A 21,025-nucleotide genomic window follows, 5' to 3' on the forward strand; every position below is an offset into this window, starting at 1 on the left:
GCAGCAAGTGGCTGCTTGCGGCTGAGCTTGACTGTTTGCGTCAGGCGCGACGTGTATGCCTATCGGTACTTATTTCAAGGCCTGCTTTTTGTGGTCTTGTTCTGTCTGCATGGGGAGCTGCATTGACTCCCTTAAGCCCGGCGCGGGCAGCTTGCGCTGACCGGAGTTGAAAGTCACAAACGGAAGGAGCCGGTGCTGCCCACTGGCTGGCCAGCACCGTGACGGCAGCTTAGCTGCTTACCCCAACAATGACGTGGGATGCCTTGAAAAATGCACTGACCGGCTTGCCAATATCCAGCCCAAGTGCCGTGGCGCTTTCTTGGGTGATGATGGCCACCAGCTTGTCTCCACCGGGCAGCTTGATTTCCACTTCGGTATTCACGGCACCTTGGTTGATGGCAGCTACCAGGCCCTGCAGGTGATTGCGTGTGGATAGTCTGACGCCCGATTCGGGGTTGGCCAGAATGATCCATGGTGCCTTGATAATGGCCACGGCTTCGCTGCCAATACTTAAGCCAAGACTCGCGGTACTGCGGCTGGTGATGATTGCCGTGATGATGTCGCCGCCGGAAAGGGTGATGTCGATTTCGTCATTCACTGCGCCGGATTCGATGGCGCTTATTTTGCCGGTAAATTGGTTACGTGCACTGGTCAGCATCTGATTTCCTTTTATCGCGTGGGTAAATCACCAAACTAGAGGCTGGCAGTATATGCAGAAGCACGGGTGCTGCCTGTACGCCATTGGAATTAGCCTGCCAGATCCTGCCATTTCCAGCTGGCTAGTGCGATTGCTGTCGCTTGGGGAGTTGGCCGCAGCAACAGGGTGGCGGGTTTTGCCGTGCAGATACGGCTTAACCCGGTTCGTCCTGCTCGTGCTTGTCCGCAAATTGCAAGGCAATCTGGTGAAAGTCCTCTGCCACATGCAAGAAGGCATCAACGATGTCCGGGTCAAAATGCTGACCACGGCCTGCCTGAATCATCTCTACGGCAGTTGCATGCGGAAATGGCGGCTTATAGACGCGGCGTGAAATCAGCACATCATAAACATCGGCAACGGCCATCAGGCGTGCCGAGATTGGAATGGCATCGCCAGCCAATCCCTCCGGGTAACCGCTGCCATCCCACTTTTCCTGGTGGTAGTTGGCAATTTCACGTGCCAGCCGCAAAAAGCTGCTGGGGGCATCAAGCAGCTTTTCTGCCACGGCAATGGCGTCCCGCCCCAGGATGGTGTGGGTTTTCATGATTTCAAACTCTTCTACGCTCAGGGCCCCCGGTTTTAGCAGGATGTAATCCGGGATGCCTACCTTGCCTATATCGTGCAAGGGCGCGGATTTATACAGCAATTCGATAGTCTGTTCGTCCAGAAAATGCTGGAATCGGGGATGTGAACGTAGTTGCACGGCCAGGATGCGGACATAGTTTTGTGTCCTGCGGATGTGATTGCCGGTTTCATGGTCACGGGTTTCGGCCAGCGAGGCCATGGCCATGATGGTGACGTCCTGAATCACCTGGACTTCCTGGGTGCGTTTTTCTACCTCTTTTTGTAAAAAAGCCGCCTGATCCTGCAGAAAGTCAGCGGCGGCTTTTAGCTTCAGGTGTGTTCTGACACGAGCAAGTACCACCAGTGGTGAGAATGGCTTGACGATGTAATCCACGGCACCGGCGTCAAACCCGGCCTGCTCTGCTTCACGCTCAACCATGGCGGTCAGGAAAATGACAGGGATATGCGCAGTGCGTGCGGTGCTCTTCAATTGCCGGCACACCTCAATACCGCCGATTCCTGGCATTAACACATCCAGCAATACCAAGTCGGGCAGGGCTTCTGCTGCCAGTAACTGCAAGGCCCGCTCGCCGCTGTTTGCTACCAACACCCGGTATGTGTCTTTCAGCAGACTGTAAAGCAGGGTAAGGTTTTCCGGGGTGTCGTCGACGATCAGCACGGTTTGCCGGGACGTGGATTCAGCAATGGAAATCATGGTTGAAACGCTTTCATCCTGGGTCGAGATGGCCTTGCGCCGTGGTCACGATATGCAAGGCGACAACAAAGTCGAACTGGCGAATCGCCTGTTCAAGCGCGTGAAAGTCATTGCTTGGCAGTATGCGCTTGATGGCGTCCGCCATTTCCAGAAAATAGCTGAGTGCCTCTCCGTCACCGTTAGCCAGCAGCGCTGCCAGTGTCGGCAATATGGTTTCGGGCTGGCCGGTAGCGGTGTGTGTGGCGTGTGGCAGTGCCTGCAGAGAAGCGCGCATGGCGGTGATGGTTTCGGTCAGTTGCTGATCCAGCAGCGACAGCAGGGGGGCTGTATCCTGTCCCTGCCGGATTATTTCCTGTAAATCAACGCACACGGCCTGCAGACGTGACAAACCGATGCTGCCGGCAATACCCTTCAGGCTGTGGACGATGCGCCCGGCGGTGCTGGCGTCCCCCTGTTGCAGTGCGGCGGTGAGCCTGGTGACCGCAGTGGATTCCTCGGCGATGAACTGCTGCAGCAAATGCAGATACAAGGCCTGGTTGCCTGCAACATGAACCAGCCCCAGCGCCTGGTCCAGCCCCGCGACGCCAGCCAGCTCCGGGATGGCATCGTGTTTATCCTCTGCTGCCATGGTTAATGGTGTGCTGTTTGCATCGTGCATGGCAGCCTGCCCCCAGCGCAGCATGGTTTCAAACATCAGATGCGGGTCGATGGGCTTGATGATGTGGTCCACCATGCCGGCCCTGGCGCAGTGCTCCCTTTCCCGGTTTGCCGCATCTGCGGTCAGGGCAATGATGGGCAGGTGCGCGAAACGCGCGTCTTGCTTGATGCGGCGCGTGGCCTCCATGCCATCCAGAATCGGCATCTGTACGTCCATCAATACGATATCGAATCTGGACGGGCCATGTCGCTGTAACAGATCGATTGCCTGCTGGCCGTTTTCTGCCAGCGTGGCGCTGGCACCGGCCCAGTCGAGCAGCTCAAGCGTAATCTGCTGGTTGATCTTGTTGTCTTCAACCAGCAGAACCCGCATGCCATTTAGCCTGGGCAGCTTGGCATCAGCGGTTTTCTGGCTGACATCCTGCTGAGCATCCATGCCGGCAAGCTGCAGCATGACATTGAGCAGCGATGACTGGTTTACCGGTTTGACCAGAAAGGCTTGGATCCCGATGGCCTCGGCTTGTGCACGGATATCGTGATGACCAAAGGCCGTTACCATGACGACGCATATGTCAGGATGGCGGCTGCGAATGATCCGGCTGACTTCAATACCGTCCATTTTCGGCATCATCCAGTCGATAAAAACCATGTCAAAGGGGTGGTCCGCACTGGCTTGTTGCAAACATTGCAGCGCATCGTGGCCGGAGTTGCTGGCGCTGACGGAAAAGTCCATCGATCGTAACTGCTCGGACAGGATGTCGCGGGCAGAAGCGTTGTCGTCTACAACCAGTACCCGCTTGCCTTTCAGGCTGGTTGGCAAGTCCTGCAGGCATTTTACGGCCCGCGCATTCATGCCCAGCCAGATGCTGAACATAAAGGCGCTGCCATGGCCCGGACGGGATTCCAGCTGAATTTCCCCTCCCATCAGTTCGATAAGCCGTTTGGCAATGACCAGGCCCAGTCCGGTACCGCCAAACCTGCGGGTGGTCGAGCCATCCGCCTGCTGGAAGGGCTGGAACAAGCTGGCGCGCTGGGCCTCATCCATCCCGATGCCGGTGTCGCGAACGCAAAAATGTATTTTTAGCTTGTCGCCCACTTGCTCCAGCACGCCGATGCTGATGTTGACTTGCCCGCTATCGGTAAACTTGATGGCATTGCCAACCAGATTGGTCAGGATCTGACCCAGCCGGAGCGGATCCCCCACCAGCCCTTGCGGCACTGTCTGGTTGTATTCGAACAGCAGCTCCAGGTTTTTGTCGGCGGCGCTCTGGGCCAGGAACAAGGAGACATGCTCGAGAATATCGTCCAGGCAGAAGCTGACGTTCTCCAGTTCTATACGGTCTGCTTCTGCTTTGGACAGATCGAGAATATCGTTGACCACACCCAGCAGCGAGGTGCCGGCATTATGGATTTTGCTGACATAACTGCGTTGCTGGGGTGCCAGCTCGGTTTTTAGTGCGAGGTAGGACAGGCCGATGATGGCATTCATCGGGGTGCGGATTTCATGGCTCATATTGGCCAGAAACATGGATTTGGCCTGCGTGGCGTCTTCCGCCACCAGTTTTGCCTCTCGCAGCATGGTTGCCGTTTTCAGCATTCGTGCATACAACAAGCTGTTTTCCATCAGCAGCATGATCAGTACAAAGCTGGCCGCCAGCAGGCCATAAATCCGGCCGACATAAAATCCCAAATCAAAGCGGCCAGCGTTCAGCATGGCGGACAAAGCGATATCACACAGCCAGGAAAACATCACCATGCTCAGGCACAAATCCAGCACGGTATGTTTGCTGCGGCGCAAGAGTTGCAGGAATGCCAGCAGGCTGAGCCCCCATACACTTCCCACCACCACGCGCATGGCCGGGGTGTAGTGATTGCCGCGCATGATGCTTGGCAAGCTGCCATGCAAACGGGTGGCCAGCAGGGTAAACAATACCGTCAGGCAGACTGCGGCCATGATGGCCAGGACAATTTCTCGACCGGGCTTTACTTTTACCTCAGGCGGGGATGATGATTTTTTCGCCTGGTGCATGTAGGCAACTAACAGCAGGGGAAAACCGCCATGCCAGAACATATACAGCCATGCAGTGGATTGTGGTCCCGCTCCAAGCAGACCACCGGTGGAAAACAGGCCGGGAAAGGTCAATGCATGTGCTATTGCCATGCAAGCGGTAAACAGATAAGCCGTGGCCAGCATCTGAATTGCCCGCGAGCCCAGAATATAAAACTGCCCAAATAACAGCACGGCAGTAATCAGATCGTTGACCACCAGTGCCGACTGGTAAATCGGGATGAAGGCCCATACCTTGCCCAGCGCCAGCTGTGCAAAGGGAATGGCCACGCCAAGCAGCACCGCCGAGCCGGCAAACAGGTACAGCATGGCTCTGCGCTGGGAAGTGGTGGGAGAGGAGGTGACCAATAGTTCGAAATCATCAGTCTCCGGCCAACTGGATTGCCGCATAGGTCACACGCTCCGACCAGAATTGAATCGATATGCCCGTTTGCCGGGTTCGTGCATTTACATTTGGAGCATAGACAAAAGTCCATCGTCTAGCACAACAACATATCCGGATTGAGTGTAGGGTTATGTCTGCGCGCCATGCGGAGAGGGAGGGGTTGGTGCAGACAGGGTGGGGAAATGAAAAAGGCGCTGCGCAAGCAGTGCCGAGGGTTGGTTCTTGCCCTAAGTAAAGAACGCTCAACGGTGAAGCTTGCTTGGAACCAGCACCGGCTCCGCGACTGGCTCCGCCGCAGCCACCACCTGATTGCGTCCCTGCTGCTTGGCAAGGTAAAGCGCCTCGTCAGCCAGCGCAAACATGGTATCCAGCGCCAATGCCTGCTGCGCACGCGGGCTGCTACTCACGCCAATGCTCAGGGTTATGGCCAGCTGCACGCCATTACCGACATCGAATACCTGCTGGCTGACATGCAGCCGCAAACGCTCAGCCAGTGCCAGCGCTTGGGCGGGTTTGGTTTCCGGTAACAGCAAGCAAAATTCTTCACCGCCATAGCGGCACAGCAAATCATTCTGACGAGCCAGCAAGCGTAACTGCTCGCCCAATTGGCGCAGCACCTGATCCCCCGCCTGGTGGCCATGCCTGTCATTCACCTGCTTGAAATGATCGATGTCGATCACCAGCAAACTGTAAACCGGCTGCCTGCTCAATACGCTGTTTGCCAGTTCCACAAAGCTGCGACGGTTGGGCAGGCTGGTGAGTCCGTCCATATCCGCGAGTCGCTGCAATTGCTGCGTGCCATTTTCGTACTGCCAAAACACCAGAGCCAAGGCAAGGCTGAACATGCAGATTGCCATCACCGTCATCAGGATGGATTGCAGTGCCATGTCCTGTTCCAGCGGAAAAGGGGTACGGATATGCAGAGCATTGATCAACCGCAGCGAGGTGACGGCAAATCCTATCCAACACAGATAAAGGCAGATTGTCTGCGAGAGTGGCCGGTGGTCGCTGTGAATACGTTTGCTTACCCATGCCATCATGCCGAAAAGAAACAGGAATAGAGGCAGAGCGACCAGCATGCGAAAGCGATACTGGAACAGAATCTGCGGATAAATCACCATTACAGCCAAGCCTGCCAGCCATGCTCCCCATGCCAGATAACGCAAGTGGCGGTGGCTGTGCTGAAGCTGATGGAAATACATCATGCTGAGCCAACTGGAGAACAAACTAGCCTGGAAAGCGAGGTTGTACAGAATAAACACCCACTGCTCGGGTAACTGGTCGCGCAGATAGATGGGCCATGCACCCAGCAGCATGGCTCCGTGTGCCAAGCTGGCAAGCTGATGGGATCGACTGGATTTCCTGCGGTTCAGCAGCAAGGTCAGGGCAGTGGAAAACACAAGAAACAAGCCCAGCGTTGTCACCGATTCCGTATATTGGATGCCCACCTGCATGCTAATAGCCTGATTATTTTATTGTGCTGGTAATTTATCATTAATCATCCAATGTTGCTGGGCCAACGCTGTCGCATCCAGCGTCTTGTAAACGCGAGCGCTGAGTGTGGATCATGCCCTCCGGACGCAAAAAAGGCGCTGCCAGTGCAGCGCCTTCTCTTCCCATCCTGAACCAGCCAAACTTAGCCCACCTGCAGCCCCAGCAGTATCGCCGGGCGTGCCTTGGCAATCTTCAGCAAGGTTTTGGCCGCGCCTGCTTGCCCTTGTCGTTGCGCGCCACCATCGCTACATGGCCAGCGCAGTCATGACATCCTTGCCGGGCCTGCCGCCGAGGGGGTTATTGCCCGTTTCGGCAAAAACCTCGCATGCAGTCATCCCTTTCGTATGCACGAAATTCCATGAGAACAGCGTCCGCCTAGCTATCTGCCTGGCTGTAGCATGCGGGATGGTTTGATTGAGAGCTCATAGTCCCCATCCATGGGTGGTCGATCCGGCAACATGTCAAAATTCAGGGGAGGATGTTGTTAAAAGATCTCACTGCCAGGGCTAGCAACGAGGCAAATGCTGCAAAAACGGTGACCGCACACCATCCGTAACGTGCAAGCAGAGCACTGGCAAGCACCGAGCCCAGCGACATACCAATAAACATGCAGACAAACAAGATGGCATTCAGTCTGCTACGTGCAGCAGGGTCGATCCGGTAAATCACCGCTTGGTGGGCAATCAGGCTGGCTTGTACGCCAAGGTCGAACAGCACGGCCCCTGCCGCCAGCAGTATGAGTTGCACTTGCATCGACGCTAAAGGGGCCAAGCTCAGCATCACAAAGGCGAATGCGGCAAGGCCAGCACCAGCGCGCGTCACCACTTCAGGCCCTCTGCGATCTGCAATATGGCCTGCCAGCGGTGCGGCCAGTGCCCCAGCAGCACCGGCTAGACCAAATGCGCCGGCGGCAGCGCTACCCATGTGGAAGGGGCTGTTGTGCAACATGATGGCCAGCGTGGACCAGAATGCACTGAAACCCACGGACAGCAAGCCTTGCGCGATGGCGGCACGGCGCAAGTCCGTGTGATTACGCCATAAGGTAAGCAAAGACCCCAGCAGGGCATGGTATGGCAAAACGGTACTGGGCTGAAAACGTGGCAGAAAGCGGCGGATTGCCAGCCCGGTCAGCAGGATGCTGCCTGCGGCAATGAAAAACATGGCACGCCAGCCATACTGTTCAGCGACCACGCCGCTGACCACCCGCGACAGCAGGATGCCGGTTAACAAGCCGGTCATCACGGTGCCCACCACTTTGCCGCGCTGGGCCTCCGGTGCCAGGGTGGCCGCTGCCGGCACAATATCTTGCGCCAGCGTGGCACTCACGCCAATCAACAGTGATGCGGGTAGCAGGACTGTCAACGAAGGTGACAGCCCGGCCAGCAGCAAAGCGAGTACCAGCAAGGCAGCCTTCACCAGCATGATGCTGCGTCTGTCATGCCTGTCGCCCAGTGGTGCCAACAGCAGAATGCCCAGTGCGTATCCCAGTTGTGTCAGGGTGGGCACCATGCCGGCAGCCTGGCCGGATGTGCCGATATCGCCTGCCAGCACGCCCAGCATGGGCTGGCTGTAATACAGGGAGGCAACGGACAGCCCGGCACCTGCTGCCATCAGCAGTACCCGGAAGCCTGACAGGGATGGTGCGCTAGCCGGGGCTGGCATGGCTACCGTGGAATCGGGAAAGAGTTTGGTCGATGGCATATGCGGCCTCGTTAATGTGGAGATGACGGCCACATCATGAATGTACGTGGAGTGCATGTGTAGGCGCGCATTTGGAAGATTTGTTATACATTATATGTATGACAAGTGTTGAGGCATTGGCAATGGATGATGAGAAACCGAACCACGCCTTGCGTACTGCCCTGCCTTTGCAAGCAGGTACGGGCGAGCGTATTGAATTGATGCTGACCTTTCTCCGGATTGTCGAGGCTGGCAGCCTGTCTGCTGCAGCAGTGCAACTGGGCACAACCCAGCCTACCGTCAGCCGCCGGCTGCAAATGCTGGAGCGGACATTGGGCTTGAGGCTGCTCCAGCGAACCACCCATACCATGCGTTTAACCCAGGACGGTGAACGTTGTTATGAAGGTGCCAAGGCGCTGCTGGCAGGCTGGGCCCGCTTTGAGTCGGAACTCAAGGGCGCACGGGAAGAGCCGGAGGGGGTGCTGCGCGTGATTGTGCCGCATGCTTTTGGGCAGGAAAGGCTGATCGGTCCACTATCCCGCTATCTGCAACAACATGCGGGCATGGCGGTGGAGTGGCTGTTGCATGATGACCGTGCCATCCAGGATTACATCGCGGCCGGTATCGACTGTGCAATTCAGGTGGGTGAGGTGACAGACCCAGGCCTGGTTGCCATTCCGCTGGCACAGGTACCACGTATTGTGGTGGCCTCACCCTTGCTACTCAATGGCCAGTCCATTCCACAAGATGTATCTGAGCTGGCGGAGCTTCCCTGGCTTGCACTGCGAACTTTTTACCGTAATGACGTGGTATTGACCCACTGTGAGACGGGGAAGAGCAAGCAATTCCAGATCAGGCCGCGTTTCAGCACCGACAGCCTGTATGCCTTGCGCAGTGCCGCACTGCAAGGCGTAGGGGTGGGCATAGGTTCGCGTTGGGTGATGGAGGCATATCTGGCGCAAGGGCAGCTGATACAGCTGGCACCCAAGTGGCAGGCAGCAGCGCTGCCGGTCAGCCTGGTCTACCCCTATGCCCGTTTTTACCCGGCACGGCTGCGACGTTTCATCGACATCATCCGTGCTGAGGCACCTGCAATCTTCGGAATGCAGAGTAATGAGATTGATATTGCGCTATCTGATACGCGCAATCGCACAACTGACTAGCGATCAGTCCTATTCTCTTCAGGTGGCTGGGAGTTGGCTACAGCAGCCATGCAACTGGTCGGCTGCCACGGTCTGCAAGATGACAATTAGCGGCCGCTCGGATAGGAAATGAGTTGAACGGCCGCTTCGTACCTGCCTATCTCACCCTCCCGACCCGGAGTGGTGCTTGGGTGAGGAAGTGACGACCGGCCTTCTGATGAGCATCGGCACTAGCCTTGGCGGGATGAGTGGATGCAGCATGTTTTGCTCACGGCGGGTATTTAGGAGACGCTGGGAACCAGGTTCTCGCCACCGGAAACTTCAAGCACGGTGCCGGTCACGTAGGGATTGGTCATCAGAAATACCGCCGCATGGCCGATGTCGGCAACCTGTCCGGCACGCCTGGCAGGAAATGTCTCCGCCACCTTTTGGCGCAGGCTGTCGCGGTGCTCTGCAGGCAGAAAGCTCCACATGTCCGTGTTGATGAATCCAGGACGGATGACATTCACGCGGGTCGGTGCAAGCTCTAATGCCAACGAGCCCGACAAGGCTTCCACCGCAGCAAACGCCGAGGTCACGGCTGCAAAGCCGATCTTGGGTCTTGTGGCCATCCCCCCCGTCAGAAAGACGATCGAGCCGCCCGTCTGGAGGTGCGGAGCCGCGTGGCGTGCGCAGGCCCAGCTGCCCAGAAACTTGCCTTCCAGGTAGCTGCGTACGCCATGCATGTCCTCATCCATCAAACCACCCCAGCTGCCCAGGTCGGGCGCTGCGGTGACCACGAGGTGATCAACCGCGCCGATGTGGTCGAACGCTGCACGAACGGACGATTCATCACGCATGTCCAGGCTGACCTGGATGTACTCGGCCAAATCGGGCCGCTCCTCGGCAGTCGAATGACGACGGCTGGCGACGATTACCTTAGCGCCCGCAGCGTGTGCCGCCTGGGCTACGCCCAGGCCGATACCTGTCTTGCCCCCGACCACCACGACCGTCTTGTTGAAAAGGGATTGGTCTGGTGTCGAAGGAGTGATGGTTTGTTGTTGTGCTACGTTGCTGGCGGTCATGGTGCTCGCTCCAGTGAGTTAATCGGGGTGGTGAAGACGTCGGTCTTCTTGCTTCGCTGCGTGGCCAATTTGGTAGGGCTGGTCCAGAGGCATGGAAGTCATCCTAGATTGATCTCACATCGTTGATAATATCTTGTATTTTAATATCACTAATTCCAAAATGGAATTAATCAACGGCCAGATACGCCGTCCGAGCAGTCACTATCGCCAATTCGTATTGAGGGCACGTCGATGGATCAATTTCAGGAGCTGACCGCCTTCTTCGCTGTGGTCGAGACAGAGGGCTTCTCTGCTGCGGCCCGACGCCTAGGGGAGTCACAGTCCAGCGTCAGCAAGTCGGTAAGCGCCCTGGAGCGGCGGCTAGGAGTCCAACTGCTTCAACGCAGCACACGTGTCGTCACGGTGACCGATGTTGGACACCAGTACTACAAGCGCATGAAGCCTCTGCTCGAGGAGATGGCTCAGGTGACTGGTGAAATTGCGAGCAGCACGCAAGAGATCTCTGGGCGCGTCAGGATCGCAGCTGCGTCGACCTTTGGACGGATGCATGTACTGCCGCTCGTCCCAGAGTTGATGGCACGTCACCCCAAGCTGACACTGGACATCCAGCTGTCCGATCACGTGCAAGATCTGCTGGCCGAAGGTATCGACCTGGCCATCCGCATCAGCCCCGTCTACAGCCCCGATGCAGTGGTCAAGCGCGTGATCAACACCTCGTTGGTATGCGTTGGCGCGCGCGATTATTTGGAAAGGCATGGGATACCGCTGACGCCCGAAGACCTGAAACAGCACAACTGCCTCATCTTCAATGGCATGAACGACTGGGCCTTTGAGGGACCTCAGGGCAAGTACTCGGTACGGGTCAGCGGAAACTTGTCGTCGAACACCATCGAGACCATCCTTTACGCGGTACAGGCGGGCCTGGGTATTGGCATGTTCTATCGAGCAAGCCTTGAGGGTGACCTTCGCAACGCGCAGATCGTGACCGTGCTCGACGCGTTCATTGGTGAAAGCCGGGACGTGAGTTTGATCTGGCCGAACCGAAAATTCATCCCGGCGCGCGTAAGGCAGGTGACCGACTTCTTCTCAATGGCCCTGGCTCAGCGCCTCACCCCCTCCGAGCGCTAGGGGCTTGCTACTGCAACGCGGCTAGGGTCGAAGGGGGGGGCAGACAACCCAGAAGTTGAGACTTCCTGGCAGCCACTTCATTGATCGGGTCGAAACCAACCGTTCGTCTGCTCCGCATTTGAAGGTCCACCTTCTGGTGGACTGTCTTAGGGTGGTAACGGTCCGGTTCAGCCTACACCCTGGGCTACGTAAATCGAGTGTGACTGGTTTGCAGTGGTCGCAGATCGATTGGGACCGTGACTGCTGAACATCGACGGGGAGGATTTCAAGAAGGGCAATGATCATGCCATTCCGCTGAATGATGCTGCAGTCGAAGCGATCAGGTCACAGATTGGCAAGCATCACACGCATGTGTTCACGTACCGGGGTCAGCCTATCGAGCAGACCAACACCAAGGCGTGGCGCGCGGCACTGGTTAAGGCGGGTATTGAGAATTTTCGCTGGTACGATCTGCGGCATACCTAGGCAAGCTGGATGGCACAGGCTGGAACACCGATGCATGTTTTGCTGGAGCTGGGAGGGTGGGAGTCACCGCAGATGCTGAGGCGGTATGCTCACTTATCAAGGGAGCATCTGGCGGAGTATGCGGGGAGGATTTGCGGTACAAAATCCCCCACGCTGGAGGTGGAAAGAAAAAGGGGTTAGACGATTGTGGCGTCTAACCCCTTGATCTAACTGCAAAATTCTGGTGCCGGCGGCAGGAATCGAACTCGCGACCCCCTGATTACAAGTCAGGTGCTCTACCAACTGAGCTACACCGGCGAAGGGCTGCAATATAGCGTTTCGCCGGGTGCTTGGCAAGCGTCTTAGTGTAATTTCTTGTGCTTTTTGCCGGCCTTTTTCTTTAGCTTGTTGTTTTTACTTGATTTATGTGAAATGGATTTTTTGGCAGATGCTTTATTGCTGGCTGCCGGGGAATGTTTGCCAGGTTTGCGGGCGATGGCTTTCTTGCCGTGGTGTTTGCCATGGCGGGTGCTTGCGTGATGCTGGCGGCCTGGCTTGCTGGCGTGTTTGCGTGCGCCCTGGCTGGCTGTGGTGCTGCTGTGATGCGCTGGTTTTTTGGCGCTCTTGAGCGGGGTGTTTTGCACATCGCCAGGCAGCGGAATGTCTTCGGTTTCGGCATGGGCGATGCCGCCCAGCAGCAGAGCGCCCAGTAGCAGGGCGCGGCCAATAATAAAGTGGTTCATGGTGAAGTCGGGGCCCTTATGGTTTGCCATTTGGCTTGAGGGTCGTGGATACAAGAGGCTAATACTAGCATGGTCAGGGTTGGTGGATGTCGCTGTGACTTGTCCTGCTGCGGGGGAGGCCCTACCCTGATGGCTTGGTATTGCAGCGCGGCCTTGCTACTGCGGGGTGTTGAGGCAGGGAGGGGTGGTGTTGCAGATATGTCCTGCTTCGGCCGGTTGGTAGCAGGCGGGCCACGCTGATGTTGATGGCGTGGCCCGGCTTGCCTGCTGGCGTGCAAGGCTGAGGATGCCGCCGGGTGTGGTTTAGTCCTGTTCGGTCTGGCGATTGGCTTCCATCACGGTGAGTGCTGCCATATTAATGATGCGGCGCACGGTGGAGCTGGAGGTGAGGATGTTGATTGGTGCGTTAACGCCTAGCAGGAAGGGGCCGACGGCGACATTGCTGCCAGCGGCGGTTTTCAGCAGGTTGTAGGCGATATTGCCGGCGTCAACATTGGGGCAGACCAGCAGATTGGCCGCACCTTTCAGGCGCGACATCGGCAGGATATCCATGCGCAGGGCTTCGTCCAGCGCGCAGTCGCCGTGCATTTCGCCGTCCACTTCCAATCCTGGTGCGCGTTGGCGGATCAGTTCCAGGGCCTGGCGCATTTTGCTGCCGGAGGCGGAGCTGCCAGAGCCGAAGTTGGAGCGCGACAGCAGGGCCGCCTTGGGCTTCATGTGCAGCAGCGTCATTTCCTCGGCGGCGGCGATGGTGAATTCGGCAATCTGCTCGGCAGTGGGATTGTCGTTGACGTGGGTATCCACCAGCGCCACGGTCTGCTTGTCCAGTAGCAGGATGTTCATGGCGGCGTAGGTGTCCGAGCCGGTCTTTTTACCGATCACCTGGTCGATATAGCGCAGGTGGTCGTGATAGCTGCCCACGGTGCCGCAGATCATGCCGTCGGCGTCGCCCAGGCGCACCATCATGGCGCCAATCAGCGTGAGGCGGCGGCGCATTTCCACGCGCGCCATTTCCTTGGTAACGCCGCTGCGGCACATCAGCTCCCAGTAGCTGGTCCAGTACTGGTGGAAGCGTTCGTCGTATTCCGGGTTGGTGACTTCCACGTCCTCGCCCAAGCGCAGGCGCAGGCCAAATTTTTCGATGCGCGCCAGCAGCACTTCCGGGCGGCCTACCAGAATCGGCCGTGCCAGTTTTTCATCCACGATCACCTGTACCGCGCGCAGCACGCGCTCGTCTTCGCCTTCGGTAAATACGATGCGGGTTTTACCGCCATCGCGTACCTGTTTCTTGGCGGCGGCAAACAGCGGTTTCATGAAGCTGCCGGAGTGGTAAACAAATTGCTGCAGCTGTTCGGTGTAGGCGTCCAGGTTGGCAATTGGCCGGGTGGCGACGCCGCTGTCCATGGCTGCCTTGGCTACCGCCGGGGCAATGCGCACGATCAGGCGCGGGTCAAACGGTTTGGGAATCAGGTATTGCGGGCCGAAGGACAGGTCGTAACTGCCATAGGCGGCGGCCACCACTTCGTTCTGCTCTTCTTCAGCCAGGCCGGCAATGGCGTACACCGCTGCCACTTCCATTTCGCGGGTGATGGTGGTGGCACCCACATCCAGCGCGCCACGGAAGATATAGGGGAAGCACAGGACGTTGTTGACCTGGTTGGGGTAGTCGGAGCGGCCCGTGGCCATTACTACGTCGTCGCGTACCGCATGCGCCACTTCCGGCAGGATTTCCGGGGCCGGGTTGGCCAGTGCCAGAATCAGCGGGCGGGCGGCCATCTGCGCCACCATCTCGCCCTTGAGTACGCCACCAGCGGACAGGCCGAGGAATACGTCGGCACCGTCAATCACTTCGTGCAGGGTGCGGGCGTCGGTGGGCTGGGCAAAGCGGGCCTTGGCCGGGTCCATCAGTACGGTGCGGCCCTGGTAGACCACGCCTTCGATATCGGTGACCCAGACGTTTTCCAGTGGCAGGCCCAGGTGCACCATCAGGTCCAGGCAGGTGAGGGCGGCGGCACCGGCACCAGAGGTGACAACCTTCACCTGGCGGATATCCTTGCCCACCACCTTGAGGCCGTTGATGAAGGCGGCGGCCACAGTAATGGCGGTGCCGTGCTGGTCGTCATGGAAGACGGGAATCTTCATCCGTTCGCGCAGCTTGCGTTCCACTTCAAAGCATTCCGGGGCCTTGATGTCTTCCAGATTGATGCCGCCAAAGGTGGATTCCAGGCTGGCAATAATGTCCACCAGCTTGTCCGGGTCGGTTTCGTTGATTTCGATGTCGAACACATCAACACCGGCAAATTTCTTGAACAGTACCGCCTTTCCTTCCATCACCGGCTTGGAGGCCAGTGCGCCGATATTGCCCAGGCCCAGCACGGCGGTGCCGTTGGTGATGACGCCCACCAGATTGGAGCGGGCGGTAAAGCGGCTGGCATTGAGCGGGTCGGCCACGATTTCTTCGCAGGCAGCGGCCACGCCGGGGGTGTAGGCCAGCGCCAGATCGCGCTGGGTCACCAGCGGCTTGCTGGCGTTGACGGCGATTTTGCCCGGGGTGGGAAATTCGTGGTAATCCAGTGCTGCCTGACGATCGGTGGTGTCCATGTCGCTCTCTGTCTGTGGTTTATGGTGGCAGGTGTGCCGTGCGGGCTTGCCTGTGTTGATGCAGGTGATTCTAGTCGGTAAACATAAGCTGTTTATTTTGAATTACTATCAAGCCATATCATTTACCTTATGAGAAGCTGGCTGAATGACCACAATCAATGCCGAGGAGGTGTTGCGCCGCCTGAGTGCGCGGCTGAAAATGCGCCACTTGATCCTGCTGCTCAATATCCAGCAGCATGGCTCGCTAACGCGGGTAGCTGAACAGATGGCCAGCAGCCAGCCCGCCATCACCAGTGCGCTGGCCGAACTGGAAGGTATGTTTGGCGGGGTGCTGTTTGATCGCTCGGTGCGCGGCATGGCCCCAACTGCGCTGGGTAAGCTGGTGCTGGCCCGTGCCCAGGCGATGATTCACGATCTGGGCCACTTGGTGCGCGATATGGAAAGCACGGTGGCCGGTTTTGATGCGCACCTGCACGTGGGGGTGATTCCCTTCATCTCTGGCCGCTTGCTGTCGGCCGCCATCCGCCGTGCCATGCCAGAGGACAGCAAGGGGCTGACCGTTACCATCCACGAAGGCACCAGCGATCAACTGCTGCCGCAATTGCAGGATCACACTCTGGATATCGTGATTGGTCGGGCTTCATCCACCGTGGATTTGAGTGGTGTGGAATTCAGCCTGCTGTACCGACAGCAGCCACGGCTGATTGCCAGCCGCCGTTTGGCTGCGCAGCTGGGCCGGGTAAGGCTGGATTGGGGGCAACTGGTGACGCTGGACTGGATTCTTGGCGCACCCCACACGCCGATGCGGGAGCAGGTGGCCGATATCTTTCTGGCGGCTGGCATTACGCCGCCTGCGCCCATTGTCGAGAGTTATTCTTCCAAGCTGATTGGCGAGATGATTGTGGCCAGCGAGCGGGCGGTTTCCATTGTGCCGGCAGATATTGCCGAAGAGCTGGTGCGCACAACCGGGCTGGCCATCGTGCCGTATTCGTTTGACTGGACGTTGCCGCCCATTGCCATGTTTACCCGCGCCACGACCCATTCGCGTCCGCTGGCCCGGTTTGCCCAGGCCCTGCTGGAGCTTAGCCGGGAGGGCTGAAATCCCGGCATGGTCTTGTCAAGCACACGGATGCCCTTGCCGGGGCACACGGTGGCCTGGACCACTGGATCACGCGGTGGCTGCCACGCGGGACAGCTGGCTGATGATGAATATAACCGCCCGCATCGCGCGGGCTGGCGGCGTGTGGCGTCAATGTGGGGCAGCGCCGTTCTGCCCCATGCGACTTCATGCCTATAATCAGCAGATAAACCTACAGCGCGAGGGGCGGTATTGCTGTGGGTTGTGACTGGCCGCCTGGCAGGGTGCTGGTATTTCAAGGCCACAATAAAAACAGTGCACTACCATTCATAAGGCCGTGTATGCAGCAGGGAATGATGGAAAGAATATGGCGCGAGTCCTTGAAGAACTACGCGCTGGGCTTGATGGTTAATCTGGCGGCAACGCTGATCATTAGCTACATCCTGTCTGAGGATGCATCCCGTTTTGTCCCGTTGTGGACCGGTGGCGCGCTGGCATTGACGCTGGCGCGGTTTCTGCAGTTTCTGCACGCGGCCCGGCGCTACCGGCGCACCAGAACCTTTTTCATTGCCGACAAGTTCTACCTGAGCCTGGGCTTGCTGAGTGCCGGTGGGCTCTGGGCCTGGCTGGGCTGGTGGGGCATTGCCCATTATCAGGGGGGGCAGCAGTTTGCCATTATCGTCATCCTGTCTTCGATGGCAGGCGGGGCCACCGGTACCCTGTCCTCCCTGAGAGTTGCCGGCAAGGCCTATATCCTGCTGATGCTGCTGCCTGTTTGTGTGCGGCTACTCCTGACCGGCATCCCTTCTTATATCGCCCTGGCGGCGTTGGGGTTTGTTTTCTCCGGCGTCATGCTGTTCAGCCACGAAAACAATTACAAGCTGATCCGCCGCAGCGTGGGGCTGGCCTTGTCCAACAAGGAATTACTGGATGAAGTGTCCTTGCTGGCGGCCAAGCTGCAATACGAAAACGATACGCTGGAAACACGGGTGGCCGAGAGAAGCAAGGATTTGCTGCGGCTGGCCTATCACGACGAGCTGACCGGCCTGCTCAACCGCCATGGCGTGTCCAATCTGGTGAAGTATTTCGGCATTACGCCAGGCAATGTCACGGTTTTTCTCGTTAATCTGGATCGTTTCAAGCAGATCAACGACGGCATGGGGCATGAGGCTGGCGACGATGTGCTGCGCCAGGTGGCCCAGCGGCTGGAGGCGCTGGCCTCCCGGCTAAGCCACGACATCTTCAGTAATGTCGATTGTCAGGTGGGGCGTTGGGGTGGCGACGAGTTTGTGTTCTATCTGTTGCAGCTGGGAGAGGATTCCCTGACGCCGGGAGAAGTGGGTCAGCTGATCCGCAGTGCAATCAATGAGCGCTTAGAAGTTGCTGGCAAGATGGTTTGCATCAATGCCAGTATTGGTGCGGTTTCCGAAAAGGATTGCGATAACCCCAACAACTTGTTCCAGTACGCCGACATTGCCGCTGGCGAAGCCAAACGTACCGGCTGCGTGGTGTTTTTCAATCCCGGTATCCGGGCGCAGCTGACGCGCAAGTCAATCCTGACGCAAGACTTGCGCATGGCGATTGCCAACCGGCAGCTGTTCATTGTCACCCAGCCCATCGTATCGGCTAGGGATCACCGGCCAGTCTCTTTTGAAGTACTGATGCGCTGGATGCATCCGGAGCTGGGGCTGGTTTCCCCGGTGGAGTTCATCCCGGTGGCCGAGGAAAGCGGCACTATTGTAGAGCTGGGTGACTGGGTGATTGCGCAGGCCATTGCCGCAGCCAGCCTGTTGCCTCCTGGCGATGACGAGGCGGTGAAAGTGGCGGTAAATGTATCGCTGCACCAGCTGTTGCAGGATGATTTTGTCGACAAGCTATTACGGGCTACCAGCCAGGGTTTTAGTGCCGCCAACCTGATTATCGAGCTGACTGAAAGCGTGTTTCACGAAAACGAGATTGAAATGGTCAAGCAGGTGCTGTTCCGCATCAAGCAGCTGGGGGCGGAAATCCACATTGATGATTTCGGTACCGGTTATTCATCGTTCTCCCGTATCAGCGAACTGCCCATTGACGCCATCAAGATCGACAAGGCCTTTATTCAGTCGGCTGATGAAAGAAACATCGCCATCATCGAAGCCGTGGTGTTTATTGCCCAGCGGCTGAAGATCAGGGTTATTGCCGAAGGCATTGAAACCCTGCAGCAGGCAGAAAAAATGCAGGCGCTGGGGGTAAACGAATTGCAGGGCTACTACTTTGGCAAGCCGCAGCCGCCAGCGCTTGCCCCTGAATAAAAGCTAGCCGGCACGCATGCGGAAGGCTGACAGCACGGTCATCCTGCGCTGCAGCAGGTGATTCTGCTGATGGCCGGTTCATGCCGTGTATTCGGAAATCTCGATCAGGTTTTGGTCCGGGTCGCGCAGGTAAACGGAGCGGATTTTGCCGCTGGCACCGGTACGCGCCACCGGCCCTTCAATGATGAGCAGTTGTTTTTCTTGCAAGCGGGCGATTACCTGCTCCAGCGGGATGTCAGCGATGAAACACAGATCCAGTGCGCCGGGGGTGGGCAGGGCAGCTTTGGGTTCGAACTCCTTGCCTTGCACGTGGATATTGATTTTCTGGGTGCCAAATTTCAGCGCCAGCCGCTCCACCGGCGGGGTGCCGCCAATGAATTTTTCCAGCGCCATGCCCAGGCCATCGCAATAAAACGCCAGGCAGGCATCCAAGCGGGCGGTGGTCAGAACCAGGTGGTCAAGATGGCTGATCATGCAACATGTCTCCATAGATGGCTTGGCTGTTCATTTTCCTTGCTCTCCCGTCGCACGGGCAATTTCTTTCTGACCAGCGGGTGACTGCCTGCCGCAACACCAGGCCCCTTGGGGCCGTTTGCATGGTGTTCAGGATTTGCCTGCTTCCTGCTCCAGGTTGTGGCGGATTTGCAGCAGCGCTTGCAGCAGGCTGGCGGCCTGTTCTGTCGGGACGCCCTGCATGGCACGTGCCGCCAACTGACGCCCGTGCTGGTGCAAGGTGGTGTGCAGTGTTTGCCCGGCAGCAGTCAGGTACAGCCGCATATTGCGGCGGTCGCGTTCGTCGGCCTTGGCCTCCAGCAAGCCAGCTTCTTTCAGGCGGGCAATCAACCGGGTGAGCTGGGCTTTGTCACGCCCCGAGTGCTGGGCGAGATCGCTCTGGGTATTGCCCGGATAGCGGCAGAAATAGCCCAGCACCTTGCCTTCCATATGGGTCAACCCCAGTGCATCGTCACGGATCGCAGCAAACTGCTGCGAGCGGTATTGATGCATCAAGGTGTGGATGGCCTCGAAAATCTGCTCGGCGGTGTCGTCAACATTGTTGACAAGGTCAACTTTATTTTGCATATTAGGTGATATTATCAATCAATTGGAGTCGCCATGACTACCATTTTGCCGCAACACCGCATCGAACGGGTCAGATATGAGCTGGCCAAGCGCAATGTCACCGTCCGCAAGGTTGCGCGCAGCGACGACGGCTTTGCCCGCATTACCTTTGCCGGAGAGGCCCTGGCAGGGTTTCAGTCACAGTCTTTTGACGACCACATCAAATTTATTTTTCAGGATGAGCAGGGCAATACCGTGATGCGGGATTACACGCCCTTGTCGGCAACAGCGGAAGATGGCGAGCTGACGCTGGAGTTTGCCCTGCACGGCCATGGCGCTGCGGCCACTTGGGCGCAACAGGCCGAGGAGGGCATGAGCGCCATCATTGCCGGGCCCAAGGGCTCGATGATTATCCCGGCGCAGCAGGACTGGCATTTGCTGGTGGGCGATGCCTCGTCCTTGCCCGCCATTCGCCGCCGTCTGGCCGAGCTACCGCCCAGTGCCCATGTCGAGGTGATTTTGCTGCGCGGCGACAGCACAGCGCGCTGGCACCTGCCGTTGCAGGCGCACTGGGAGGTCACCCAACTGACCGATGGCGGTGCCTTGCTGGCTGCGTTGCACAGCTGGCAAGTGCCGGATGGCCATGGCTTTGCCTGGTGCGCGGGCGAGGGGGGCTTGATGCGCCAGGCGCGCACGGTATTGCTGGAAGAAAAACAGCTGCCGCGCGAAGGCGTGAAGGTGGCTGCCTACTGGCGGCTGGGCGAGGCGGATTTTCACGAACGACTGGCTTAGCGCGGCTGACAAAACCCTGCCGGAAATGGACTTTCCGCTATGGCGCCTGGCGATTGGCAGCAAAAGCACCCCGGTATGGAGGCAGGGCGGAACAGGTTTCAGGGCCGGTATCAGGCCGTGGTATCAACCGAATTGCCCAGGTGGCTGGGGTTGCTGACATATTCGTAAATGCCGACACCGATGGCGGCAGCGGCCAGCAGCGGGTGGGCTTCCACAATGGAAGCGGCTTCGGTTACCACGGATGAACCCGCCTTGAGCAAGGCTCCACCTGAGGTGCTGATGAATGAACCGACTGCGCCCAGAAACATGGTTGGATTCCTTATTGCATTTATAAGAACTATCGGTGAAATCCCGGCCTGCTTGAGTTGCTTTACCCAGATTTACATCGGCTGAGGTCCGCCGTGGTACTTACCTTGCCGCCGT

17 protein-coding genes and 1 tRNA gene are annotated in these 21,025 nt (G+C 58.0%); 6 read left to right on the top strand and 12 right to left on the bottom strand.

The window, feature by feature from the left end; translation table 11 throughout:
- Window positions 1-229 precede the first annotated feature (229 nt).
- From ACODR9_RS00205 to ACODR9_RS00225, 5 genes are all read right to left on the bottom strand, one after another.
- Entirely contained in the window at window positions 230-658 is a 429-nt protein-coding gene (locus ACODR9_RS00205) for a TOBE domain-containing protein (protein WP_488806990.1), read from the bottom strand.
- Between the two features lie 193 nt (window positions 659-851).
- Entirely contained in the window at window positions 852-1,976 is a 1,125-nt protein-coding gene (locus ACODR9_RS00210; RefSeq protein WP_488806991.1) for an HD domain-containing phosphohydrolase, read from the bottom strand.
- A gap of 13 nt (window positions 1,977-1,989) precedes the next feature.
- Window positions 1,990-5,091 (bottom strand): response regulator, encoded by a 3,102-nt coding sequence (locus ACODR9_RS00215; RefSeq protein WP_488806992.1) that lies wholly within the window; start codon window positions 5,089-5,091, stop codon window positions 1,990-1,992.
- Window positions 5,092-5,328: 237 nt separating this feature from the next.
- The gene (locus ACODR9_RS00220) at window positions 5,329-6,540 is read right to left on the bottom strand and encodes a GGDEF domain-containing protein (RefSeq protein WP_488806993.1); all 1,212 of its coding nucleotides are present in this window, start codon (window positions 6,538-6,540) and stop codon (window positions 5,329-5,331) included.
- A 508-nt stretch (window positions 6,541-7,048) separates the two neighbouring features.
- Entirely contained in the window at window positions 7,049-8,281 is a 1,233-nt protein-coding gene (locus ACODR9_RS00225; RefSeq protein ID WP_488806994.1) for an MFS transporter, read from the bottom strand.
- A gap of 122 nt (window positions 8,282-8,403) precedes the next feature.
- Between ACODR9_RS00225 and ACODR9_RS00230 the strand changes: the two genes are divergently transcribed.
- The gene (locus ACODR9_RS00230) at window positions 8,404-9,423 is read left to right on the top strand and encodes a LysR family transcriptional regulator (protein ID WP_488806995.1); all 1,020 of its coding nucleotides are present in this window, start codon (window positions 8,404-8,406) and stop codon (window positions 9,421-9,423) included.
- Between the two features lie 260 nt (window positions 9,424-9,683).
- Here the strand turns inward: ACODR9_RS00230 and ACODR9_RS00235 are convergent, their stop codons facing one another.
- Window positions 9,684-10,466, bottom strand: a complete 783-nt coding sequence (locus tag ACODR9_RS00235) for an SDR family oxidoreductase (protein ID WP_488806997.1) — start codon at window positions 10,464-10,466, stop codon at window positions 9,684-9,686.
- 231 nt (window positions 10,467-10,697) lie between these two features.
- On the opposite strand from ACODR9_RS00235, the gene ACODR9_RS00240 reads away from it, so the two are divergent.
- Both ACODR9_RS00240 and ACODR9_RS00245 read left to right on the top strand, forming a co-directional pair.
- Window positions 10,698-11,594 (top strand): LysR family transcriptional regulator, encoded by an 897-nt coding sequence (locus tag ACODR9_RS00240; protein ID WP_488806998.1) that lies wholly within the window; start codon window positions 10,698-10,700, stop codon window positions 11,592-11,594.
- A 249-nt stretch (window positions 11,595-11,843) separates the two neighbouring features.
- The gene (locus tag ACODR9_RS00245; protein WP_488807281.1) at window positions 11,844-12,059 is read left to right on the top strand and encodes a tyrosine-type recombinase/integrase; all 216 of its coding nucleotides are present in this window, start codon (window positions 11,844-11,846) and stop codon (window positions 12,057-12,059) included.
- A 221-nt stretch (window positions 12,060-12,280) separates the two neighbouring features.
- On the opposite strand, the gene ACODR9_RS00250 is transcribed toward ACODR9_RS00245, so the two are convergent.
- From ACODR9_RS00250 to ACODR9_RS00260, 3 genes are all read right to left on the bottom strand, one after another.
- Window positions 12,281-12,356 (bottom strand) — tRNA-Thr (locus ACODR9_RS00250).
- 44 nt (window positions 12,357-12,400) lie between these two features.
- On the bottom strand, window positions 12,401-12,781 hold the full coding sequence (locus ACODR9_RS00255; protein ID WP_488806999.1) for a hypothetical protein: 381 nt from the start codon (window positions 12,779-12,781) through the stop codon (window positions 12,401-12,403).
- Window positions 12,782-13,084: 303 nt separating this feature from the next.
- Window positions 13,085-15,382 carry an NADP-dependent malic enzyme gene (locus ACODR9_RS00260; protein ID WP_488807000.1) on the bottom strand — a complete coding sequence of 766 codons (2,298 nt, stop codon included), beginning with the start codon at window positions 15,380-15,382 and terminating at the stop codon, window positions 13,085-13,087.
- Between the two features lie 145 nt (window positions 15,383-15,527).
- Here ACODR9_RS00260 and ACODR9_RS00265 point away from each other — a divergent pair, with 145 nt between their 5' ends.
- Window positions 15,528-16,481 carry a LysR substrate-binding domain-containing protein gene (locus ACODR9_RS00265; protein ID WP_488807001.1) on the top strand — a complete coding sequence of 318 codons (954 nt, stop codon included), beginning with the start codon at window positions 15,528-15,530 and terminating at the stop codon, window positions 16,479-16,481.
- 332 nt (window positions 16,482-16,813) lie between these two features.
- Window positions 16,814-18,751 carry a putative bifunctional diguanylate cyclase/phosphodiesterase gene (locus tag ACODR9_RS00270; protein WP_488807002.1) on the top strand — a complete coding sequence of 646 codons (1,938 nt, stop codon included), beginning with the start codon at window positions 16,814-16,816 and terminating at the stop codon, window positions 18,749-18,751.
- Window positions 18,752-18,829: 78 nt separating this feature from the next.
- Here the strand turns inward: ACODR9_RS00270 and ACODR9_RS00275 are convergent, their stop codons facing one another.
- Both ACODR9_RS00275 and ACODR9_RS00280 read right to left on the bottom strand, forming a co-directional pair.
- Window positions 18,830-19,225 carry a VOC family protein gene (locus ACODR9_RS00275; protein WP_488807003.1) on the bottom strand — a complete coding sequence of 132 codons (396 nt, stop codon included), beginning with the start codon at window positions 19,223-19,225 and terminating at the stop codon, window positions 18,830-18,832.
- Window positions 19,226-19,354: 129 nt separating this feature from the next.
- Window positions 19,355-19,831, bottom strand: coding sequence for a MarR family winged helix-turn-helix transcriptional regulator (locus ACODR9_RS00280; RefSeq protein ID WP_488807004.1), 477 nt, complete (start codon window positions 19,829-19,831; stop codon window positions 19,355-19,357).
- Window positions 19,832-19,864: 33 nt separating this feature from the next.
- Here ACODR9_RS00280 and ACODR9_RS00285 point away from each other — a divergent pair, with 33 nt between their 5' ends.
- Window positions 19,865-20,602 (top strand): siderophore-interacting protein, encoded by a 738-nt coding sequence (locus tag ACODR9_RS00285; RefSeq protein ID WP_488807005.1) that lies wholly within the window; start codon window positions 19,865-19,867, stop codon window positions 20,600-20,602.
- A gap of 110 nt (window positions 20,603-20,712) precedes the next feature.
- Here the strand turns inward: ACODR9_RS00285 and ACODR9_RS00290 are convergent, their stop codons facing one another.
- The gene (locus ACODR9_RS00290) at window positions 20,713-20,910 is read right to left on the bottom strand and encodes a hypothetical protein (RefSeq protein WP_488807006.1); all 198 of its coding nucleotides are present in this window, start codon (window positions 20,908-20,910) and stop codon (window positions 20,713-20,715) included.
- Window positions 20,911-21,025 lie beyond the last annotated feature (115 nt).

The organism is Aquitalea sp. FG25 (assembly GCF_057809375.1).

Coding starts and splice junctions, on each gene's coding strand:
- ACODR9_RS00205 (WP_488806990.1), bottom strand. CDS start 658: ATGCTGACCAGTGCACGTAACCAATTTACCGGCAAAATAAGCGCCATC.
- ACODR9_RS00210 (WP_488806991.1), bottom strand. CDS start 1,976: ATGATTTCCATTGCTGAATCCACGTCCCGGCAAACCGTGCTGATCGTC.
- ACODR9_RS00215 (WP_488806992.1), bottom strand. CDS start 5,091: ATGCGGCAATCCAGTTGGCCGGAGACTGATGATTTCGAACTATTGGTC.
- ACODR9_RS00220 (WP_488806993.1), bottom strand. CDS start 6,540: ATGCAGGTGGGCATCCAATATACGGAATCGGTGACAACGCTGGGCTTG.
- ACODR9_RS00225 (WP_488806994.1), bottom strand. CDS start 8,281: ATGCCATCGACCAAACTCTTTCCCGATTCCACGGTAGCCATGCCAGCC.
- ACODR9_RS00230 (WP_488806995.1), top strand. CDS start 8,404: ATGGATGATGAGAAACCGAACCACGCCTTGCGTACTGCCCTGCCTTTG.
- ACODR9_RS00235 (WP_488806997.1), bottom strand. CDS start 10,466: ATGACCGCCAGCAACGTAGCACAACAACAAACCATCACTCCTTCGACA.
- ACODR9_RS00240 (WP_488806998.1), top strand. CDS start 10,698: ATGGATCAATTTCAGGAGCTGACCGCCTTCTTCGCTGTGGTCGAGACA.
- ACODR9_RS00255 (WP_488806999.1), bottom strand. CDS start 12,781: ATGAACCACTTTATTATTGGCCGCGCCCTGCTACTGGGCGCTCTGCTG.
- ACODR9_RS00260 (WP_488807000.1), bottom strand. CDS start 15,382: ATGGACACCACCGATCGTCAGGCAGCACTGGATTACCACGAATTTCCC.
- ACODR9_RS00265 (WP_488807001.1), top strand. CDS start 15,528: ATGACCACAATCAATGCCGAGGAGGTGTTGCGCCGCCTGAGTGCGCGG.
- ACODR9_RS00270 (WP_488807002.1), top strand. CDS start 16,814: ATGATGGAAAGAATATGGCGCGAGTCCTTGAAGAACTACGCGCTGGGC.
- ACODR9_RS00275 (WP_488807003.1), bottom strand. CDS start 19,225: ATGATCAGCCATCTTGACCACCTGGTTCTGACCACCGCCCGCTTGGAT.
- ACODR9_RS00280 (WP_488807004.1), bottom strand. CDS start 19,831: ATGCAAAATAAAGTTGACCTTGTCAACAATGTTGACGACACCGCCGAG.
- ACODR9_RS00285 (WP_488807005.1), top strand. CDS start 19,865: ATGACTACCATTTTGCCGCAACACCGCATCGAACGGGTCAGATATGAG.
- ACODR9_RS00290 (WP_488807006.1), bottom strand. CDS start 20,910: ATGTTTCTGGGCGCAGTCGGTTCATTCATCAGCACCTCAGGTGGAGCC.